Here is a 21,139-nt window from a genome sequence, read left to right as displayed (position 1 = left end):
AATAGAGTATCTTGATTATAGGACGATGACCGCGCATGGACCCATTTCATGATCGCTACTTTTTAATTAGTGTAGATTTGAACATTGGGGCCGATTCTCAACATGAATTGCAAAATCGAGGGTATCGATAGTGCGCTCTATACGGTTTATGCGTTACCTACCAAAATCGACAACTACAAGTATTATAGATTCGATTTGAGTAAATGACCGTAGAAGGAGATTTACAAATGAAAGCACTCGTTTGGACGAATCCGCGTGAATTTCAACTCCAAGAAGTTCTCATGCCTGTTGCAGAAACAGGGGAGATGGTATTAAAAACGCAATATGCGGGGATTTGTGGTTCAGATCTTTCAGGGTATCTTGGAGAAAACAGCCTTCGCAAGCCCCCTCTGATTATGGGGCACGAATTTACGGGCGAAGTGGTTGAATTGGGAGAAGGGGTTGCTGAATTTCAACAAGGCGATCTTGTTGTCGTCAACCCGCTCATCTCTTGCGGGCATTGCAAGATGTGCAAACGCGGCGACCAGCAGAATTGTTCGCGCCGGAGCATCATAGGTATTCATCACCCTGGGGCTTTTGCAGAATATATTAAAGTCCCTGCAAGTGCCTGTTTCCCTGTACGGGATGCACTCGCAGGTGCACTCGTAGAACCGTTGGCCTGCGGTATCCGCGCCGTGGAGCAAGCGAAGGTCTCCTTGGATGACAACGTGGTTGTGTTTGGCGCTGGCATTATTGGTCTTTTCTCTTTGAAAGCGGCTTCCTTGCGTGGAGCGGGGCAACTCATTCTGATTGACACAAACGATGAGCGGCTGGAGCGAGGCAAAGCATTTGGAGCCACCCATACATTGAATCCCAAAAATGTGGACGTCGTCGAGAAAGTCAGAGAAATAACGGGTGGATCAGTTGAGAAAGTCATCGATGCGGTCGGACTTCCCGCGACGCGACAGCAGGGAATTGCGATGGCTGAAAGCGGAGGTCGAGTCGTTTTTATTGGACTCCACGAAGACGATACAGTAATTCCAGGGAACGTGATTGTCCGGAAAGAGATTGAGATTGTAGGATCGTTCAGCTACTCCGACCAGAATTTCGCACAGGGGCTGTCGCTGATTGAGAAAAACGCAGTGGTCCCGGATGCCTCCTGGCTTCATGTTCGCCCGCTCGAAGAAGGAAAATCTTCATTTGACGAACAAATTGACGGATCCGCTCAATACCCGAAGATTATGCTATCCGTCTGACACGTCTTTCTTATGAAAGGTGATTATACATGAAAGTCTCCCTCTTTATCACCTGCGTCGCAGATGCAATGTATCCAGAAGTAGGAGAAAGTGTTGTACGCATTTTACAGAGATATGGTGTGGACGACATTGATTTTCCGATGGAGCAGACGTGTTGCGGTCAACCCGCGTTTAACTCGGGTTACTGGGACGAGGCACGTCAAGTAGCAAAGAACTGGCTCGATGCCTTTAAGGATAGCGAGTACATTGTGGCGCCCTCTGGATCTTGTGTCGGAATGATTGTTCATAATTATTTGGAACTCATGGAAGACGACCCGTATTACAAGTCACTTGCTGAAACACTAATTCCCCGAACATTCGAGTTCACTCAATTTCTCGTAGAAGTACTGAAAGTCACTGATCTGGGGGCAACCAGTAAACAACGTGTGACCTTTCATCCATCTTGTCATTGTTCTCGCTTTTTGGGGGTCGTCGATCCGCCTAAGAACCTACTGGAAAATGTGAGAGGTATCGACTATGTAGAACTTCCCCACCCCGACCAATGTTGCGGATTTGGAGGGACCTTTTCTGTCAAAATGTCAGATTTGTCCCGGGCTATGGTGGACGAAAAGGTGGAAAACATCGAAAAGACGAATGCCGAGGTCCTTGTCGGGACGGATCTCGGCTGCCTAATGAATATTGCGGGTCGCTTACAGCGGGAGAATAAAGCGATTCAGGTACGACATATTGCACAATTTTTGGATGAGGGGATGGATTCGTAGTGGCGAACGGATTGAAGGAGCGGATTCACTACGCACTCCAAGACGCACGGTTGCATGACGCGGTGCGACGTGCCGTAGACCATATGAAGAATCAAAAAAAAGCCGCAGAACCCCAAATCCCTTACGAGGCTTTTCGTGAACGTGCTAGAGAGATTCGGAATCATACAGAGGCGCATCTGGATTATTACTTGGGTTTGTTTGCGGAAAATGTACGGAAAAACGGAGGACAAGTCCACTTTTGCCAATCTGGTGCCGAGGCGGTGGATACCGTGCAGCGGATTGCGCTTCGACGTCATGCGAAAAGCATTGTTAAGTCCAAATCCATGGTCACCGAGGAACTCCATCTGAACCACGCCCTGCAGGATCAAGGAATAGAGGTGATCGAAACTGACCTAGGGGAATACATCATTCAACTGGATGGAGAGACTCCATCCCACATAGTGGGACCCAGCCTTCACAAAACAAAGGAGCAAGTGGCCAAGCGATTTACCGAGATCGCAGGAAAAGAGATTCCAAGTGATCCGCATGCGTTGACCGCGTTTGCTCGCAAAGTATTGCGGCAGAAATTTTTACACAGCGATATTGGAATTTCGGGATGTAATTTCGCCATTGCTGAGACTGGTTCTATCTCGTTGTTTACCAACGAAGGGAATGCCCGTATGGTGACTACCCTTCCACCCGTTCATATTGCAGTGATGGGGATGGAGCGTATCCTACCATGCCTTGCGGATTTGGAAGTTTTTATGAACCTATTGCCACGGGCGGCGACAGGTCAAAAGCTTACGAGTTATGTCACACTCATTTCCGGACCGAGGCAAGGATTAGAAGTGGATGGACCTGAGGAATTCCATGTCGTTATTGTCGACAACCACCGCAATAATCTGCTCGGGGATGAGTATCAGGAAGCACTGAATTGTATTCGTTGCGGCGCCTGTTTGAATGCCTGCCCCGCGTTCCGTCATACGGGGGGGCACGCCTACGGTTCTGTTTACTCTGGACCCATCGGTATCGTCATCTCACCTCTCCTGAATGAACATGATACGGCAATACAAGAACTTCCGTACGATTGCAGTGTATGCGGCGCCTGTGCCGAAGCGTGTCCAGTAAAAATTCCTTTGCCCGATATGATTGTGCGACTTCGAAACCGCAATGTGCGCCGAGGGTTGACACCCCGTACGGAACGTATGGCTTTTACGCAATTCGGCATTGTATTCTCAGATGCGAAAAAATATAAAATTGTGTTGAAAACGGGCAGAGCGTTACAGAAATTCGTTTCAAAAAACGGCAGAATTGATGCTAAACTCCCAGGGTTATCAGGTTGGACATCTTCGCGCAGCCTTCCTCAAGTGGCCAAAACTACATTTCGGGAATGGGTCCAAAACGGACTTCTTGAACAATTGAAAAAGGAACAGGGGGGAAAATAACATGGTCGACGAAAAGGAAGGAGCGTTTTTAAGTCATATCGCGCGTCGCCTGGGCAGGTCTAAACCTTTGATTGAGGCACCACAACGTAAAACTGTTGGTGTTGCCGGTCTGGTTGACATGGACTCTCCTCAAGGCAAAGAAGAGCTTATTGAGCAGTTTATCATCAATTGGAATAATCTGCATGGTATTGCCGGCACGGTTTACAAAAGTGAAATTCCTGGACTCATTCGAAAGCTCGTTGCTGAACACAGTGTACAGAAAGCATTTGGATGGAATGTGACAGAGCTTTCTGAGTACGGAGTTCCTGAAGCTGTCGTATCCTCTGGTGCAGAATATACAGCTTGGACGGAGCGGGAAGACATGATAGATCTGGCCGAGCAGTGCACACTTGGGATCACGACGTGTGACTTTGCCATCGCTGAAACCGGAACACTCGCATTGTTTGCGTCTCCGGAACATGGACGGGTGGTTAGTTTATTTCCATGGGTGTACCTAGCCCTGATCCCTGTGGAACGACTCGTTCCGCGTATGACAGAGGTGTTAAGCCACGCAACCGAGCATGGTATGCCATCTTCTTTAAACTTTGTAACGGGTCCAAGCCGTACGGGTGATATAGAAATGGTTTTAACCGTTGGTGTTCATGGGCCTGGGAAGGTGTACGCGTATATCGTGGAATAGCATCGCTTATCACGTGTCCCCGACCGCTGTTCAAATCCTGTTGCTGTAATAAAATAAAGCCGTCATTGGGACCTTCCGTGGTGACGATACTCGGTCGGCGAGCAGCCGAAGTAGCGCTTAAATTGCTGTGAGAAATAGTGTATGGAACTATAACCAAGGACATCGGCTATCTCGGTAATCGTGCTGTGACTTTCTAACAAAGATGCTGAAGCTAATCTCATTTTGGCCCGCAGTGCGTATTCGCCAGGAGACATCCCGACCACTGTACGAAAACGTTCGTAAAACTGAGTCTTTTTCATTCCGTACTGTCTCATCCAATCTTTGAAGTCTGGTCGGAATGCAGGGTGTTCATCGATATCATCAAGAAGCTTCTGAATCCTGTAGTCGTAAACATGTGTCTTTTGATTGATATTAAATAGCTCAAGCACCAGAGTATATAGGAGGCTGTGCGCAATATCGGAACTATATCGGTCGTTAGAACGATGATTGAGCACGATATGACTGAAAAGTTCAACAAATAAGTGTCCGGTATGTAACTGCGTGATAGACGGTAAAGTTTCCAGCTCCGGGCACGATTTTACCTGAGTCTGATAGGTTGGATTAAAATCCTTAGGATCCCACGCTAGATGGATATCTGTCACTTGTGCACCGTCGGGCCACAGTTCGCAGTAAATGTTGAAGGAAGTCATGGGATGATTCGAATCGGTGTAAAACGAGTGTTGTTCACCAGGGGGAATAAAGATGACGATACCTTTGTTGACCTGATATCTGCGGTTTCGGATTGTGACTGTACCTCGACCCGAATCGATCAAGTGGAATGCGTAACAGTATCCTAACCGGTGCTGTTCAACCTTATTGGACTCTTCATTAAATTGATAGTGATGCGCGACCCGGATTAAAGGGCGAATTTGCCTGAGGGTATTCACCATTGTTATTGTCCCTCTAAAAAGTGTGACATTCAGACCTCCTTCATCGTACCACATCACAAACTCAAGAAAACCGGAATAAATCATAAATATCGGATTTTTCAATCAATACAGTCTGAAGTTTCACCTGTAGAATCTGTTTCACGGGAGGGATGAATAATGGCACGACTCGAGGAAGCGCAGGTGGAGTTTTATCATCAACAAGGGTATTTGGTACTTCCAAATTTGTTGACGAATGAAGAGATGCAAGCACCGATTGATGCAATGAAACAGAAAGTTTCCCAGATTGCGGATGAACTCTTTGAGGCAGGCCTTGTTCAAGACAAATTAGAGCATCGTCCTTTTGAGTACCGACTTGCAGAGTTATTCGAAGGTTTGTCAGAGCAAGAGTTCTTAAAATACGGCCGAAGCTGGAGAGATAGACTACCGGGGTACTTCACCTTGATGAGCAATACCAAAATTTTAGACGCAGTTGAATCCTTGATTGGCGGGGAGATTTTTTCCAATCCCGTTTACAATGTTCGTCCGAAAGTTCCTAAAGTTGCAGCCGGAGCTGTTCCTTGGCATCAAGATAAGTCCTATTGGCCTGATGCAAATTCCAACCCGGTGATCACCGTATGGATTTCCATGGTGGATGCAACGGAGGAAAACGGATGTCTGCATATCAAACCAAAAACTCACTGCGAAAAACTGTTGGAATGGCACAATGAAACGTATACAGGAACAGGATACACGGCTCTTAAGGAGAGTCAACTTGGCAAAAATCCAACTGTCGCTCTCCCCGTAAAGGCCGGGACGGCAATTTTATTCAACGACCGTTGCTTACACATGTCAACTCCGAACAACTCAAATGGTGTCCGTTGGAGTGTGGACTTACGTTACCAACCGATTGATCAGGATCGGATGCCTCAGCATGGCGTGGGCTTCTTAGCGAGGAGTTATCGCTATCCCAACCGAGTTGCAACCTTGGAAGATTGGTTGGCGAATAAACCCGAACGTAACTGAAGTTTCTTAGGTCAAACAACTTCGCGTAGACTAGACGACCTGTCGGCGAACACAATCATCAGGCTTAGGAAGGGGCGGCGATAGCCAGCCGCCCTACAACCTCGTGCATCCTTTCACGGCAACAGAGATTGGATGATGGTGCTCAGCTTATTAAACGAGGTTGGTCCAATATAGATGCCTTTGACTCGTCCATTAGGATTAATGACGATCAGGTTTGGATATTCCTGTTGAATCATCCTTGTCTATTATTTTTATAATTATTCAAAATTGAAAGGGCGTTGTTAACAGCTAGAGGGACAAACTCTGGCAGCCTCTTATGTCTATCATCAAATTCTTGATAGACCCTTGAGTTCTGTTTCAAGTTCTCGAGTCAACCTTGAAGAAATTCAGGCTGTAGTGGGTGAGGGAACGGGGACCCGGGGTTAGTATTCTACAAAGATGACTTAACATTGTCGATGCTGGTTTCTCTTTTGCCTTATTATAATGAATCAAAGTTAACAGAGGAGGTCCATGCGATGGCAGGAAACGCGCCGCAGTTGTTAACCGATGAACAAATGCGACAGTTCATCACACAAGGGTATGTGATTCTGAAAACAGACTTTTCAGATCGGTTTCACAAACATCTAACGAAACAGTTGAATGAGGTTTACACGAACGAAGGCAATCCGGGGAATAATCTGCTTCCCAGAATCCGGGAGTTACAAAAAGTGTTTGACCATCCTGTTATCGATGGAGCATTGACGAGTGTGCTTGGGCCGAATTACATGATGCATTCGCACCGACATGGCCATTATAATGCGGTGAATCGTCCAGGAGGATGGCACAAGGATAGCTATTGGGGATATAAGAGAATGCGAAATCATCACCCATGGTGGGCGATGATTATGTATTTCCCACAGGACACACCAGTAGAGTTAGGCCCTACGGGGATTTTTCCCGGTACGCAATATTATGAAACTCGTACCTTTAGGCAGGATGAAGGGAAAGATGAGGTGCTAGCCAGTGGGGATGCTGGCACATTTGCCCTGATTCATTACGACATCTGGCATCGTTCGACGGCAAATCTGTTGGGGCAACACAGATACATGCTGAAATTTGAATTCATGCGGACATCGTATCCGGTACAACCGACATGGGATAATCACGATGACGAGTGGGCTCTGCCGAAAAATTTGAATGCACCGGTTGCAAGACATGATATTCTCTGGAAGGAGACTTGGAATTGGCTGTCTGGAAGGGTTGGAAGTCTATCCCGAACATTACCGGAGGATTCTGGGCTTGTTACTGAACTAGCTGCGCAGTTACATGACGAGTTTGAGCCAACTGCCCTGAATGCGGCCTATGAGCTCGCATGTAGGGGACAACTCGGCGTGAATGCGTTGCTGAGCGCCCTTCAACACGAAGACGTCCGCGTGTCACGTATCGCAGCTTATGGTCTGTCTATTGCTGGTAGGGATGCAATTGAAGGACTAACGAACTCCTTGGAAAGTAAACGGCTTGAGACAGTGACACACGCTGTGTTCGCTTTAGGAGAATTAGGCCACCTGGCGAGTGAAGCAGTGACGAGGCTGGGTGACCTACTCGGCCATCCATCGGAAATAGTGCGCCGCGAAGTTGTCGAATCTCTTGGAATGATTGGGACACCTGTGAATGACGTGGTTTCCGGCTTAATTCGGTGTTTGAAAGATGAGGACGTTCAAGTACGGTTCATGGCGGGGCTTGCATTAACCCATCTGGGGTGCGCCGGGGCTGAAGCGGTGCCTCATCTTGAGGAAGTTTTAGACGACGATAACCGCTATGTCCGTGGGCACGCTTTAGAGGCATTACGATATATTGGCACAGACGAGGCGAAGGATGTGCTGATTAAAATATTGATGAACTCCCGTTGGTGTTCGACAACGACGCCATCCAGCACGTTCTACCCGTAACATTCCTATACGACCTATGCAGTTAATGGATTAGCTTGGTTTGGAAAGGGATCCAAAAATGTATCGGTTGTATCTATGACATTCCAGCAAGACGTACATGTAGGCCACGAATCTTGTGGCCCTACATGCTGTATCGGCAGATGGCATTCAACACACATAGACATATGCCGTTTAGCAGAAGTGGCTTCAGAGGAGATGAATTCATCTCGAGTGGATCTTGGAGCCTGATACTCTATGGTGATCGGGAGCAAATCCACAGTGGTTGTGGGTGATTATAGACTGGTGGTGCCTGTGTGAAAAATGTCTTCGTCAATGCGAGCCTGTACTGAAAGAGGCGGTTTATTATCTTCTACAAAGAGCTCGCGATACTCAGTGGGTGGAAATCCAGTGTATTCCTTAAACATACGAGAGAAGTAAGCGATGTCCATACCTAGTGAATCTGAAATCGACATAATGTTCCAGTTCGTAAATCTCAGCATTTGTTGGGCCTTCTCGATTCGCATACGGTTAATGTAATGTATGGGCGACAATCCGGTTGCGTTTTTAAAAATGCGGATCAAATAGTTTGGATGGAAATGTGCTACTTGCGCGAGTTCGGTTAGAGACAACTTGTCGGACAAATGTTCTTCAATATATAACAGAACGTTATTAATCCTTTTAAGTGAATCAGTTGTCTTGCTGTTGATTTTGACTGTTTCACATTGTTCCATAAAGAAAGCGATAATCTCCAGAAAAGTGGAATGGAGATGCATTTGTGAGGTCAGCGACTCTTGATGGTGCCAGTAAATTAGGTCTTCGAATTTCTGTTTTAGCCACTCAGGTTTCTGAATATGGATAAAGGTTGAAGTACTCAGGAATTGGAATAGATCTACGTGACCAATTTTTGCTCGAAAATGGCACCAATATTTACCGAACGTGTTTTGGTTGACAGTTCCATACGATTGAACGGTTCCTGTAGGAAGCAAGTACAGGTCCCCAGGGCACGGAGAGAATCTTTGACCTCCTACTTCGAGATACCCTTCACCCTCCATGATAAAATAGAGCTTGTTAAAGTCGGGAGTGTAATTGTGACTGCGCCAAGTAGTGGGTACTTTTGTATAGGCTGCTACGGACAAATCTAGCTGTACGTTGGTGATGTACTGTTTTGCTAAGGTGGTTTCATTCGGATTCATTCCCATTCATCGCTCCCGTAGCTTCTTTCAACCTCATGAGGGCCAACACAATCGGAATCTTGGATGACCACTCCTGGCTTAAGGGCTAAGCGTTACCCACAAGTTTAGGGTAGATAAAGAATATACCATATAATGGATAATCCACGTTTTTGTCAGGTCGGCGAGTCGTACTAGTTTAATACGGTGAATACATCGAACTAAGGATATCAAAATATTGCGTACCCGGTTAATTTATTACGTTGGCTTAATTTTATTCGATGAAACTCGGTGTTGAATATTCTGATAATTGAAGTTATGATAGCGGTAACATTTGAAAGGGGAACGTGACATGGAATTTCAATGGCCAGTGAATTACGGTGATCCAGAATGGTTTGTTTACGATAGGTTCGGGTTGTTTATACACTGGGGGCTCTACTCGCTTGCCGCACGTCACGAATGGGTGATGAATCGTGAGAAAATTCATCCAGATGAGTACCGAAAGTATTTCACTCACTTCAACCCTGATCTGTTTGACCCCCAAAAATGGGCCCGTGCTGCTAAAAATGCTGGCATGAAATACTTTGTGATTACAACGAAACACCATGAGGGATTTGCACTTTGGGATTCAAAAGTAAGCGATTACAAAGTGACGAATACACCTTACGGGAGAGACCTGATCGGTCCAATGGTAGAAGCATTTCGCAACGAAGGGTTGAAGGTGGGTTTTTATCATTCATTGATCGATTGGCATCATCCGGAATTCCCAATCGATGGACTGCATCCGCAGCGTGAGGACGAATCCTTCAAAGCGGCAGCGCAAAATCGCGACATTTCAAAGTATGCACAATATCTTAAGGAACAGGTTAGAGAATTGTTGACCGACTACGGGAAAATCGACTATCTGTGGTTTGATTTTTCCTATCAAGATAGGGACTGGGGATGGTCACGTGGTAAGGGAAAAGATGACTGGAACTCGCAAGAGATTGAAGACATGATTTTCGAACTTCAACCAGACATTGTCCTAAATGATCGGATGGATCTCGGACGGGGTATCGTCACACCTGAGCAGTTTCAGCCGCAAGAAGTTGTAAAGCGCAATGGTCAACCTGTGATTTGGGAAGCCTGCCAGACGTTGAACGGAAGCTGGGGGTATGATCGAGACAATCTTGATTGGAAATCGGTTGACTTATTAGTCAAGATGCTTGTGGACACTGTCTCAAAGGGAGGAAATCTGCTTCTCAATGTAGGACCCAATGCACGTGGGGAGTTTGACCAGCGTTCGCTAAACGCGCTCGAAGGAATTGGGGAGTGGATGCATTTGCATTCGCGTTCTATTTATGGAGCTGGTTATACTGACCTACCAGCACCGTGCGATTGTCGCTATACAAGGAATGGGGATCGATTGTACTTGCACATTTTCTCCTGGCCATTCAAGCACATCTACCTAAAAGAGCTAGGCGGGAAGGTAGAGTATGCGCAATTTTTACACGATGCATCAGAGGTCAATATCCTTGATTTAAATGGGGAAGGCCCGCATTCTCACGTTACACCTCCTGGCATGGAAGGAGTAACAGTTTTAGAGATTCCAGTCCAGAAACCCAATGTCGTCGTTCCGGTCATTGAACTCTTTTTAAAAGAGGAACGATAACACAAGTTCTTCCAAATTAGGTGTGTGATTTGAATTTGAAGATTATAGGAGGATAATGCATGCCTAAAACGTCAAACATGGACGCCGACACTACTACATCCGGCCCGTTTGAAGATTCGTGGGACTCATTGGAGAATTACCAAATTCCGAAATGGTATATGGACTCAAAATTCGCTATATTCATACATTGGGGATTATATTCAGTGCCTGCATTCGAAAACGAATGGTATCCGCGCTTAATGTACCAGGAAGGCTCTTCAGTCTATGAACATCATGTAAAAACGTATGGTTCTCAAAAAGATTTTGGTTATAAGGACTTTATACCCATGTTCACTGCTGAAAACTACGACCCTGGGGAATGGGCGCGGTTGTTTAAGGAGTCAGGTGCGCGTTTTGTCGTCCCTGTCGCAGAACATCATGATGGATTCCAAATGTATGACAGTGACATATCCGAATGGAATGCCTTCAGGATGGGGCCAAAACGTGATCTTATTGGTGAACTGGCGGAGGCTGTACGAGCAGAGGATATCGCTTTTGGCGTATCGAGTCACCGGGCGGAGCATTGGTGGTTCTTCGACGGTGGAATGCGGTTTGATTCGGACGTTCGAGACCCGGCATACATAGATTTCTATGGCCCGGCGCAGAAGGGACCGACGTATCATCAAGATCATTTGGCTAGCATGCCAGACGAGGAATTTCTAGAAGATTGGTTGGCACGAAATTGTGAGCTAGTCGATAAATACCAGCCGCAAATCTTCTGGTTTGACTGGTGGATCATGAATTTGGCGTTTAAACCGTACCTGAAGAAGTTTGCAGCTTATTACTATAACAAGGCGAAAGGTTGGGGAAAGGGAGTCGCAATCAACTACAAATTGGATACTTTTCCAGTAGGAACAGCCGTATTTGACGTAGAACGTGGCCAGTTAACTGGAATACGGAGTCTGTTTTGGCAAACAGACACATCAGTATCGAAGAATTCTTGGGGATACATCAACGGACACGATTATAAGACGGCAAACGACATCATTTGCGATTTGGTTGACATTGTTAGTAAGAATGGCGCCTTGTTGCTAAATGTAGGACCAAAATCTGACGGTACTATTCCTGAACAAGAGCAGGATATTCTTCGTTCTATTGGAAAGTGGTTAAACGTGAATGGCGAAGCGATTTTCGGAACGCATCCCTATCAAATCTTTGGTGAAGGGCCGACTAAGGTGTATGAAGGTGCATTTACAGATACACATCGATCTCCATTCACTAGCGAAGACATCCGGTTCACCTGCAAAGATGGTATTTTGTATGCAACGGTCTTAAAATGCCCAGAAAACGGAATCGTCAATGTGACCACATTAGGTAATAGGTCCCAGGATGCGTTGGCTGAAATCCTCGATGTAGCGATTCTAGGAGGTGAGTCACCAGTATCATGGAGCTGTAGCGATCACGCTCTCAGAATTGAAACCACCGTAAAAAGCGAGCAACCGATTGTATTCAAAATTGTCTACCGTGCGTCAAATTAATTAACAAAATTCAATGAATATAATCGCTATCTATAGATTGCTGCTCTTAGAGGGGGGCTCCGAAACAATATGAGTTTTCAATGTGTGTTACAAACTTGTACCCCTGCAAACCCCATGATCGTTTTAGGATAAGCGTAGTTGATTTAATCGGTGTTTAAACCATGAACATTCTGAGCGCTATGGTATCCGTGCACGCTTGGGTTCTCCCATCTTCTAATAAAGGGGGATGATTACACGTGTTTTCTGCTACAGGACCTTTATATCGGCTAGGAACGCTTATCTACAAATACCTAACCTTGAATGTGCTATTTTTAGCATTTTGTATACCCGTGGTCACTATCCCTGCAGCTACCGCCGGATTGTTTGCTGTGGCTCGGAAGATTGTGTATGAAAAGGAGCCATTTATTTTACGTGAGTTTATGCGGGGATTCCGGAAGAACTTTAAACAAAGCTTAATTGTTGGACTAGTGACGCTTATTGTTGCTGTATTCTTGTGGATGGATTATCGGGCTACGCATTTGGTTTTGGGTGGCTTACTCATGTGCGTGTGGGCCGTAGCCATGTTCATCGTCTTGGCGATATTTGTTAATGTATACCCGTTGATGGTGCACATGCATTTGACAATTAAACATATTTTACTAAATTCAGTGAAAATAAGTATGATTAAGCCGTTCCTATCCATTTCGATTGTCGTCTTAACCCTTGGTTTTCTCTTCCTAGCCTATATTATCCCCATATTATTTTTTACATTTTTCTTTAGTGTCTTATCCACCACCATCTATTATTTGGTAAATAAAAAATTTGAGGTGCTTGAAATTGCGAGTGCTAGAGACGCACGTGAAGACGGCTGACTCCAATTTTCCTACCTATGCTTGTTAAGCGCCTATATTACGGCTAAATGGAGGTGTCGTATGGATACAAATGGGCGGTTTCAATTACTCGTCAAAAGTCAAAAGCTTGGTCAAAACAAGAGGGGCCAAAACGAATGGATTCCGGTCTATACAAAGGTTCCATTTGTAGCTGCGCAAACAGCCATTATTGTATGTGATATGTGGGATAACCATTGGTCTAAAGGAGCCACAGAACGTGTAACTAAGATGGCGCCCCGTGTTAATGATTTTATAAGGAGAGCCAGAAGTAAACACGTGCACATCATTCACTCCCCGTCTGACACGATGGTATTTTACGAAGGATCGCCAGCTCGGACAAGGATAAAAGATGTGCCAATGGTATCGACACCGAGCGTGCTATCCGAAGTCGATATTCCATTGCCTATCGACGATTCAGACGGTGGCTCTGATACAGGAGAACAAACTGTGATAAGGGTGTGGGCGAGTCAACATCCGTCAATTGAAATAGATCAAGGCCGTGATGTGATATCGGACGACGAAAAAGAAATTTATAGTTTCATAACACACCATAGTATTAAAAATGTATTGGTCTTAGGAGTTCATACGAACATGTGTATATTAAATCGTCCGTTCGGCATTAAAAAACTAACATCCTGGCAGATACACACGACATTAATTAGAGATTTGACTGATGCCATGTATAACCCGGCTAAACCGCCCTACGTTAGTCATGATCAGGGCACTCAGCTTGTTATTGAGTACATCGAAAAGTTCTGGTGTCCGACGGCTGACAGTAGGTCACTACCTTGGTGATAGAGACGAGTAAGGTTCAGGATTCTTGGGAGAGTATACGTGTGAATACACTGCGTTTTGGGGTTATTCGTCGCATAAACCACAGGTAATATTGTATAACTCTATCCTATAATAATGTTCATATATGAGGTACGAACATGAAATTCGGTTTTTATTGCGATCCCTTGGACGCAATTTAATAATAAACGAAACAATCCCATTATGTTAGTGTTATCACCCGCTATGCAACCGCCTTTATCACGTTGGATGTTCTCGCCGAACAAATCGATTCATCTTATCGAAAGGAGACCTGCTACAACTGGCTAGTACGTCATCGGTATTTTGTGTAAATGCTTACATTTGATTGTGCTGAGACTTTGTCGCACGAATACACACTAGGTGAAAATTGGAGGTAGGCAGGATGGCCGTAGAAGTCGCCAGGCAAACGAGGGTTGTAAAAGCCGATGGCTTACAACTAACGTGGAAGAGAATTCATCGACATTGGCAACTATATTTAGTCATTGCCGTTCCATTGGCGTTCCTAATCACCTTTAACTACGTTCCGATGCTTGGAGCACAAATTGCATTTAGAGACTATAACCCTATACAAGGTATGTGGCATAGTCCTTGGACTGGGTTTTCTGAGTTTTCCGATTTCTTTAAATCACCTTATTTTTGGCCACTTATTAGAAACACATTAACGCTCGGCATTTACACACTAGTTATTTCGACGCCTGCGGCTGTGATTTTAGCTCTAGCGTTAAATGAAGTCCGAAACGAGCGGTTTAAACGGATTGTGCAGATGTTCACCTATGCACCCTACTTCATTTCAACTGTTGTGTTAGTCGGGATCATGCAAATTATTCTTTCGCCATCCACTGGACTGTTAGGGCAATTGGCCCATTTGTTCGGAGCTAATCCACCCAACGTTCTCGGCAACCCGACTGCGTTTCCGTCAGTGTACGTTTGGTCAGGAATTTGGCAGGAAACCGGATATGGAGCTGTTATCTATTTGGCTGCTTTATCCAATGTCAACCCTGAGTTATATGAAGCTGCTCGAATTGATGGCGCTTCTCGATTTCAGAAGATGCTTCACATTGACGTTCAGTCTATCAAGCCAACGATGATTATCTTGGTTATTCTGGCCGTCGGTAACGTACTTAGGGTTGGATTTGAAAAAGTTTACTTGCTCCAGAACAACCTAAACTTAAGTACATCCGAAATCATTTCAACGTATGTTTACAAAATGGGCTTGTTGAATGCAAACTTCAGCTTTGCTGGCGCGGTGGGGCTGTTTGATGCAATCGTTGGGCTCATCCTCATATTCGCGGTTAACCTTATCGCAAGAAGAGTGTCCGATACAAGTCTTTTTTAAGCAAGGAGAGAAAAATATGAGAGTGTTGAACACGATTCGGGAGTCCAGAACTGATAGATTGTTCATGATAGGTGTATACGTGTTTCTCTCAATTGTCTTAGTAATTGTTGCGTATCCACTCATTTATGTTCTTTCGTGCTCCTTTAGTTCGGCATCAGCTGTTATAGGTAACAAAGTGTGGTTGTGGCCCGTACATCCAACCTTGCTTGGATATAAAGCGGTTTTTCAGTATTCGGCAGTATGGACCGGGTATCTGAATTCACTGATTTATACAGTCGGTTTCACGGTGATTAGTGTACTGCTTACCATCATGATGGCCTACCCATTATCGCGTAAGGATTTTTACGGACGAAAGCTATTCATTTGGCTATTACTTTTCGCCATGATGTTCTACGGCGGTTTGATACCTTTTTATTTGGTTGTTAAAGACCTGGGGCTTTTAAACACGCGGTGGTCAATAATCCTACCGACTGCTCTGAACATTTTTGCTGTGATTATTGCGAAGACCTTTTTTCAGTCCACTATTCCAAATGATCTCTACGATTCAGCACAAATTGATGGATGTAGTGATGTGAATTTTCTAATCAGAATTGTGTTACCACTCTCGAAGCCAATTATTGCCGTATTAGTGCTATGGGCCGCAGTGTGGCAGTGGAATACCTATTTTAATGCCTTGATATTTTTAAATAATCAAAACCTATTTCCACTTCAGCTAGTGCTTCGACAAATATTAATACTGAACACCGCTTCAGGCGGATCCGGAGGGATGAATCTCAGTCCAGAACAGTTAATAATGTTCCAAAATATGCAAACTTTGCTTAAGTATTCATTAATTATCGTTGCAAGTGTTCCAGTTTTATTCCTGTACCCACTTGCTCAAAAGTACTTTGTCAAGGGGGTGATGATAGGTTCTGTGAAGGAATAGCCTGGAAGACAATTTGGGGGCATAGGAAGAGGAGGGGTAACTTTGAGAAAGAAAAGGTTTTCAAAGAAAGTCATGTGGTCTACTGGTGTAGTTGCCGCATTGACGACGACGGTCACTGGATGCGGCACTAGCGGAAACTCAGGGGGATCGCAAACGGGTAGTTCTTCCGTTACACAGGTCTCTATGTTTGCCGCACCCGGTCCAGACATCATCAACTTAAACACGAATGCGTTCACCAAGTATGTGGAAAAGAAGTTTGGCATAAATATTACATGGGATACCGTTCCGAGTAGTGATCAGTTGACGAAACAATCTCTGTTGTTGGCAAGTGGAAATTATCCAGATATCTTCTGGAATGGTAACTTCACAAATTCACAGGCCTACCAGTACGGAAAAGAAGGAGCTTTTATCCCACTAAATAGCCTGATTAAACAGTACGCCCCGAATTTGGAGAAGGCGATGCAAACGGTTCCTGGTTTGAAACAGGATATGGTTGCCCCTGATGGAAATATTTACACAATACCAAATTACAACTATTGCTTCCACTGTTTTTGGTCAGCCAAGTATTGGATCAATACAAAACTCTTAAAGCAATATGGCTTAAAAATGCCAACGAATACCGCTCAGTTTACACAAGTGCTTGAGGCCTTCAAGCAACATGGTCTAATACCGCTCACTGGCGCGACAGTAACCACAAGTTGGCATTCGAATCCCGTGACGTTTTTAATGAATGCGTTCATCTATGACGATGGTGGCTCTGCTGAGGGTGGGTCATGGTTTGAAATCAAAAACGGTAAACCTGTGTTCGTGCCCATTCAACCGCAGTATGAACAGGGACTAGAGTATATTCATAGCTTGTATAGCAAGGGACTTATCGATCCAAGTGCCTTCACTCAGACGAATACTTCACTTGAAACCGAGGTCAGCCAAGGCAAGGTTGGGGTTGTGCCTAATGGCTCCTCAACAGGTTTTATCGACAACTATGGTGCTAAAGGTTCTAATTATCAATATTGGTTGACTGTACCGCCGCTCACGGGTCCGAGTGGAGCACGTAATGCCGCTTTTTACCCTTCGCCAGCTGGCGGTACATTTGCAATTACCAATAAGGCGAGCCAAGAAGAAGCAATCAAAATTATGAAGTTAATCAATTTTATTTGGAATCCCAATGGTACTGGTACGCAGATGCTCGACTTTGGTCCAGAAGGTACGGACTGGACAACCGCGAAGCCGGGCCAGCTTGGATTGAACGGTAAACAAGGATTGTTCAATACCAATTGGAACGCATTTTATTCCGGTAATGCCCGCCAGAACGAGGGATGGAATCAGATGGGGCCTATCGATCAGTCCGAAACTTGGCGCAATGGTGGCGTCGCAATACCTCCGTTTTCATCAGGTGGCAGCCAGTCGATGCTTCAGCTTGTCACACAGCAAAATTATGCAGGACTTCAGCCTGAATATGTATTTCCAAGTGCAGTCTGGATTCAACCTAGTGACATACAGACTTACACAACTGACCAAACAAATATAAATAATTATGTAAATCAATGGACAGATGCATTTGTTACTGGGAGCAAATCGATTTCAAGCGACTGGAATGCATACGTACAAGGTTTGGAGAATCTTGATTTGACTAACTATATCTCAATGTCAGAAAAGGGAATGGGGCAACCGTTTAATACTAGTTCGTTCCAACAAGATCCGTCAGACGTGAAATTCTTGCTGAATGACAAGTAGAATTAGAAAACGTCATTGTTACTCAAATTAAAAAACTTACTATTCTGTTAATCGAGGAGAAGTTCAAATACTCAAGATGTAACTTGTAGAGAGGGTTTGCACTTCTCCGGGAATCTGTTTAGTAAGACATTGGAGAACGGACTATGAACATCCAACCGGATCTCATTGACACTGTGGTCTGCATCGAATTGATCGGTAACGATTTAGTAATGGATTCTCTGGATACTTTGTAGAGTTGGAAATGAATATGTGAGGGGTGTGTTCGATGTCTCCTGTGGACAATGTTCAGTTTTCTGTTTTTACTAAACCTTGGAAAAAAATCCCTGTTCCACAATTAGCTGAATTTGTTAAGGGTTTAGGTTTCGATGGAATTGAGTTCCCCCTGCGCGACGGTTACCAAGTAAACCCTGATAACGCGGAAAACGGACTCCCTGAGTTGGTCTCTCATCTTGCTGATTACGGAATTCGCGTATTCAGCGTGGCTAGTTCCCCTGATGAACAGGTGTTTGCGGGATGTGCCCTGGCTGGTGTACCGATGATTAGGATTATGATAAATATTGGCGATGATGGGTATATTGCGTCGGAGCAAAGAGAAATGAAAAGGCTGGAACGATTAGTGCCGCTGTGTGAAAGGTACGGTGTGAAAATTGGCATTCAACAGCACTATGGTAATTGTGTAAGCGACGCTTCAGGACTACGCCATCTTGTTAGCCAATTTAACTCCGAATATATTGGGGCGATTTGGGATGCTGCACATGATGCACTAGCTGGACAACAACCGGAATACGGACTAGACATCGTATGGAACCACTTGTGTATGGTGAATTTGAAGAATGCGTTTTATATGCGGGCAAATGGCCCAGAGGCAGAAGTTGCAGACTGGCAGCGATACTTCACGACTGGAAAACATGGCCTCGCTTCATGGCCGAGGATCGCTTCCTATCTAATACGACGGAACTATCGGGGAGTCGTGTGCCTCACGGCCGAGTATACCGACGAACAGGCGACTGAGCGCTTAATTCGAGAAGATATTCAATACGCCAAGTCACTATTTCAATAAACGAGGAGGGTTTTTTTGTGTCGGATCGGAAGCTACGTATTGCTATGATTGGTGCGGGACAGATGGCAAATACAGTACATTACCCCTCATTAGCATCATTTGACGATGTGGAATTCGCGGGGATATGCGATGTGAATTTGGAACGCTTGACGAAGACGGCGGATAGGTACCGGATAAATAATAGGTATCAGGACTATAAACAGTTGATCTCGGAAACGAAACCAGATGCCGTCTATGCAATTGGGCAGCCGCACATCATGTTTGATGTATGGACATGGTGCCTGGAACAAGGGATGAATCTTTGTATCGAAAAACCAATGGGTCTCACCATGCATCAGGCAAGAACGTTGGAGTACTTGGCAACGAAAAACAGTTGCATCACGCAAGTTAGTTTTCAACGTCGCAGCTCTCCTATGGTGTCTGCCTTGCACAAACAGTGTTTACAGAGAGGCCCGATTAATCATGCCGTCTGTAGATTTTACAAATCAAACATGGAACCCTTTGTAAACGCAAGAGATCACATGATGGACGACACGGTGCATTCGATTGACACATTGCGGTGGATATGCGGTGGAGAAGTGGTCAAAATCGACAGTGTTACTAAGCGGGTAGGCGTTCCTGACATCAACTTTATTTCGGCCACATTGCACTTTGACAATGGGGCGAGTGGATATCTCATCAATAGTTGGTCTAGTGGACGCAGGATATTCTCAGTGGAGATGCATGCGCCGAACATCTGTGTTGAGGCTGAGCATGAGGGAAAAGCTACGGTATACATGGACGGAGACACGTCCGGTACTCACTATGATGCACGCGAATTTACTGGTAGCGACGAATTGTACATTTTCGCTGGATTTCAGGCAAAAAATCGCGAATTTGTAGATGCCGTAAAATCTAACAAGCAACCTCCTTCGAACTTTACTGATGCTATTAAGACAATGGAAATCGCGGAGAAGATTCTAGCGCGAGCGATCTTAAGTGAGTGAGGCTATGTGACGGATGGTGTGAACCCCTTTTATATACGCGTTAAAAACTGAATGTTTTGTCTCGAGGGGGTAGTTCCATATGGAATACAGGAAGCTTGGCGTATCAAATTTGCAACTTGGAACCATTGGATTGGGGTGTTGGGCGTTTGGGGGAGGAAGTTACTGGGGAGAGCAAAATCAAAAAGATGTCGACCGAGTTGTCCACGAAGCCTTAGAGTGCGGAATTAACTATTTTGACACTGCGGAAGTCTATAATGAAGGTGCCAGCGAAATATCACTGGGCAAAGCGCTCCAAGGAAGACGAAATGAAGCCATTGTGGGAACGAAAATCACTCCAGCAAATACCGAACCTGCGACACTAAGAAAGCATTGTGAGGAAAGTCTTGCGCGTTTGAATACGGATTATATCGATGTGTATGTCCTTCATTGGCCCATTTCCCCTCATTCTATTGAGCATTTCAGTGATGACGCTCGATTGTTTGTTTCTCCGCCATCCATAGATGAGGCATTTCACACATTAAGATCTTTACAAGCGGAAGGGAAAATACGAGAAATCGCTATTAGCAATCATGGCGTAAAGCAAATGAAACAGGTATTGGGCACCGGAACGAAGATTGTAGCTAATCAGCTTGCCTATAATTTACTATCCCGGGCGATTGAGTCGAGCATCCTTCCTTTATGTATCGAAAGAGGTGTTGGCGTGATCGCTTATATGCCGCTTCAGCAGGGACTCTTAACTGGTAAGTATCACCGCCCAGAAGCCATGAAGCCGATGCAAGCACGATCTCGCCACTTTCATCACACGCGCGGAAGTGGTACACGACATGGCGAGAATGGCGCGGAACAGGAAGTCTTCCAAGCAATTTCGGAAATACGACACATTGCCGAAGAAATGCACGTCGATATGTCTGTTTTAGCTTTGTCGTGGGTTATTTCAAATCCAGCGGTCACGACGGCCATTGTCGGTTGTCGAAACACAAAGCAGTTGGAGAATAATCTACAAGCTTTAGACTGTCCGTTGGACTTATCCACATTGTCGAAATTGAACGACATTACACTCCCTGTGTTGGAAAAATTGGGAGATAACCCGGATTACTATGAAAATCGATTAAACAGTCGGATCGAATAAAACTCGGTGAGCA

General features: G+C 45.1%; 18 protein-coding genes. 16 read left to right on the top strand and 2 right to left on the bottom strand.

What is annotated here, in order from left to right; genetic code table 11:
- The first annotated feature begins 227 nt into the window (after window positions 1-227).
- The 4 genes from NZD89_RS15690 to NZD89_RS15675 are packed head-to-tail and all read left to right on the top strand — an operon-like array spanning window position 228 to window position 4,099.
- Window positions 228-1,235, top strand: a complete 1,008-nt coding sequence (locus tag NZD89_RS15690; RefSeq protein ID WP_268003745.1) for a zinc-dependent alcohol dehydrogenase — start codon at window positions 228-230, stop codon at window positions 1,233-1,235.
- A 29-nt stretch (window positions 1,236-1,264) separates the two neighbouring features.
- Entirely contained in the window at window positions 1,265-1,996 is a 732-nt protein-coding gene (locus NZD89_RS15685; RefSeq protein ID WP_268003744.1) for a (Fe-S)-binding protein, read from the top strand.
- Window positions 1,996-3,420: a LutB/LldF family L-lactate oxidation iron-sulfur protein gene (locus NZD89_RS15680; RefSeq protein WP_268003743.1), complete on the top strand. Its 1,425-nt coding sequence runs from the start codon at window positions 1,996-1,998 to the stop codon at window positions 3,418-3,420. Before NZD89_RS15685 ends, NZD89_RS15680 begins: the two co-directional genes overlap by 1 nt.
- A gap of 1 nt (window position 3,421) precedes the next feature.
- Window positions 3,422-4,099, top strand: coding sequence for a LutC/YkgG family protein (locus NZD89_RS15675; RefSeq protein ID WP_268003742.1), 678 nt, complete (start codon window positions 3,422-3,424; stop codon window positions 4,097-4,099).
- 62 nt (window positions 4,100-4,161) lie between these two features.
- Here NZD89_RS15675 and NZD89_RS15670 read toward each other — a convergent pair whose 3' ends face one another.
- Window positions 4,162-5,028, bottom strand: coding sequence for an AraC family transcriptional regulator (locus NZD89_RS15670; protein ID WP_268003741.1), 867 nt, complete (start codon window positions 5,026-5,028; stop codon window positions 4,162-4,164).
- A 156-nt stretch (window positions 5,029-5,184) separates the two neighbouring features.
- Here NZD89_RS15670 and NZD89_RS15665 point away from each other — a divergent pair, with 156 nt between their 5' ends.
- Together NZD89_RS15665 and NZD89_RS15660 are read left to right on the top strand one after the other, a co-directional pair.
- Window positions 5,185-6,030: a phytanoyl-CoA dioxygenase family protein gene (locus tag NZD89_RS15665; RefSeq protein ID WP_268003740.1), complete on the top strand. Its 846-nt coding sequence runs from the start codon at window positions 5,185-5,187 to the stop codon at window positions 6,028-6,030.
- A 515-nt stretch (window positions 6,031-6,545) separates the two neighbouring features.
- Window positions 6,546-7,958 (top strand): HEAT repeat domain-containing protein, encoded by a 1,413-nt coding sequence (locus NZD89_RS15660; protein ID WP_268003739.1) that lies wholly within the window; start codon window positions 6,546-6,548, stop codon window positions 7,956-7,958.
- A 272-nt stretch (window positions 7,959-8,230) separates the two neighbouring features.
- Here the strand turns inward: NZD89_RS15660 and NZD89_RS15655 are convergent, their stop codons facing one another.
- On the bottom strand, window positions 8,231-9,130 hold the full coding sequence (locus tag NZD89_RS15655; protein ID WP_268003738.1) for an AraC family transcriptional regulator: 900 nt from the start codon (window positions 9,128-9,130) through the stop codon (window positions 8,231-8,233).
- Between the two features lie 328 nt (window positions 9,131-9,458).
- Between NZD89_RS15655 and NZD89_RS15650 the strand changes: the two genes are divergently transcribed.
- The 10 genes from NZD89_RS15650 (at window position 9,459) to NZD89_RS15605 (ending at window position 21,126) form a co-directional block, all read left to right on the top strand.
- The gene (locus NZD89_RS15650; protein WP_268003737.1) at window positions 9,459-10,757 is read left to right on the top strand and encodes an alpha-L-fucosidase; all 1,299 of its coding nucleotides are present in this window, start codon (window positions 9,459-9,461) and stop codon (window positions 10,755-10,757) included.
- Between the two features lie 59 nt (window positions 10,758-10,816).
- Window positions 10,817-12,274 (top strand): alpha-L-fucosidase, encoded by a 1,458-nt coding sequence (locus NZD89_RS15645; RefSeq protein ID WP_268003736.1) that lies wholly within the window; start codon window positions 10,817-10,819, stop codon window positions 12,272-12,274.
- Window positions 12,275-12,510: 236 nt separating this feature from the next.
- The gene (locus NZD89_RS15640; protein WP_268003735.1) at window positions 12,511-13,125 is read left to right on the top strand and encodes a YesL family protein; all 615 of its coding nucleotides are present in this window, start codon (window positions 12,511-12,513) and stop codon (window positions 13,123-13,125) included.
- 60 nt (window positions 13,126-13,185) lie between these two features.
- A complete protein-coding gene (locus NZD89_RS15635; RefSeq protein WP_268003734.1) occupies window positions 13,186-13,938 on the top strand; it encodes a hypothetical protein in 753 nt (250 codons plus the stop codon).
- Between the two features lie 400 nt (window positions 13,939-14,338).
- Window positions 14,339-15,292, top strand: coding sequence for an ABC transporter permease (locus NZD89_RS15630; protein ID WP_268003733.1), 954 nt, complete (start codon window positions 14,339-14,341; stop codon window positions 15,290-15,292).
- A gap of 16 nt (window positions 15,293-15,308) precedes the next feature.
- Window positions 15,309-16,217, top strand: coding sequence for a carbohydrate ABC transporter permease (locus NZD89_RS15625; protein ID WP_268003732.1), 909 nt, complete (start codon window positions 15,309-15,311; stop codon window positions 16,215-16,217).
- A 42-nt stretch (window positions 16,218-16,259) separates the two neighbouring features.
- Window positions 16,260-17,951: a type 2 periplasmic-binding domain-containing protein gene (locus NZD89_RS15620; protein WP_268003731.1), complete on the top strand. Its 1,692-nt coding sequence runs from the start codon at window positions 16,260-16,262 to the stop codon at window positions 17,949-17,951.
- Window positions 17,952-18,225: 274 nt separating this feature from the next.
- A complete protein-coding gene (locus NZD89_RS15615; RefSeq protein ID WP_268003730.1) occupies window positions 18,226-19,011 on the top strand; it encodes a sugar phosphate isomerase/epimerase family protein in 786 nt (261 codons plus the stop codon).
- A 17-nt stretch (window positions 19,012-19,028) separates the two neighbouring features.
- Window positions 19,029-19,997 carry a Gfo/Idh/MocA family protein gene (locus NZD89_RS15610; protein ID WP_268003729.1) on the top strand — a complete coding sequence of 323 codons (969 nt, stop codon included), beginning with the start codon at window positions 19,029-19,031 and terminating at the stop codon, window positions 19,995-19,997.
- A 79-nt stretch (window positions 19,998-20,076) separates the two neighbouring features.
- Window positions 20,077-21,126, top strand: a complete 1,050-nt coding sequence (locus tag NZD89_RS15605) for an aldo/keto reductase (protein WP_268003728.1) — start codon at window positions 20,077-20,079, stop codon at window positions 21,124-21,126.
- The last annotated feature ends 13 nt before the right edge of the window (window positions 21,127-21,139 follow it).

The organism is Alicyclobacillus fastidiosus (assembly GCF_026651875.1).
Lineage (GTDB): Bacteria > Bacillota > Bacilli > Alicyclobacillales > Alicyclobacillaceae > Alicyclobacillus > Alicyclobacillus fastidiosus.
Note: the sequence above shows the minus strand (reverse complement) of the source record. Positions and strands in the feature narration are given on the sequence as shown.

Excerpts from the sequence above, each read along its gene's own strand:
- NZD89_RS15645 (WP_268003736.1), top strand. The coding sequence starts at position 10,817 with ATGCCTAAAACGTCAAACATGGACGCCGACACTACTACATCCGGCCCG.
- NZD89_RS15675 (WP_268003742.1), top strand. The coding sequence starts at position 3,422 with ATGGTCGACGAAAAGGAAGGAGCGTTTTTAAGTCATATCGCGCGTCGC.
- NZD89_RS15635 (WP_268003734.1), top strand. The coding sequence starts at position 13,186 with ATGGATACAAATGGGCGGTTTCAATTACTCGTCAAAAGTCAAAAGCTT.
- NZD89_RS15605 (WP_268003728.1), top strand. The coding sequence starts at position 20,077 with ATGGAATACAGGAAGCTTGGCGTATCAAATTTGCAACTTGGAACCATT.
- NZD89_RS15665 (WP_268003740.1), top strand. The coding sequence starts at position 5,185 with ATGGCACGACTCGAGGAAGCGCAGGTGGAGTTTTATCATCAACAAGGG.
- NZD89_RS15655 (WP_268003738.1), bottom strand. The coding sequence starts at position 9,130 with ATGAATCCGAATGAAACCACCTTAGCAAAACAGTACATCACCAACGTA.
- NZD89_RS15630 (WP_268003733.1), top strand. The coding sequence starts at position 14,339 with ATGGCCGTAGAAGTCGCCAGGCAAACGAGGGTTGTAAAAGCCGATGGC.
- NZD89_RS15625 (WP_268003732.1), top strand. The coding sequence starts at position 15,309 with ATGAGAGTGTTGAACACGATTCGGGAGTCCAGAACTGATAGATTGTTC.
- NZD89_RS15660 (WP_268003739.1), top strand. The coding sequence starts at position 6,546 with ATGGCAGGAAACGCGCCGCAGTTGTTAACCGATGAACAAATGCGACAG.
- NZD89_RS15670 (WP_268003741.1), bottom strand. The coding sequence starts at position 5,028 with ATGGTGAATACCCTCAGGCAAATTCGCCCTTTAATCCGGGTCGCGCAT.
- NZD89_RS15685 (WP_268003744.1), top strand. The coding sequence starts at position 1,265 with ATGAAAGTCTCCCTCTTTATCACCTGCGTCGCAGATGCAATGTATCCA.
- NZD89_RS15650 (WP_268003737.1), top strand. The coding sequence starts at position 9,459 with ATGGAATTTCAATGGCCAGTGAATTACGGTGATCCAGAATGGTTTGTT.
- NZD89_RS15690 (WP_268003745.1), top strand. The coding sequence starts at position 228 with ATGAAAGCACTCGTTTGGACGAATCCGCGTGAATTTCAACTCCAAGAA.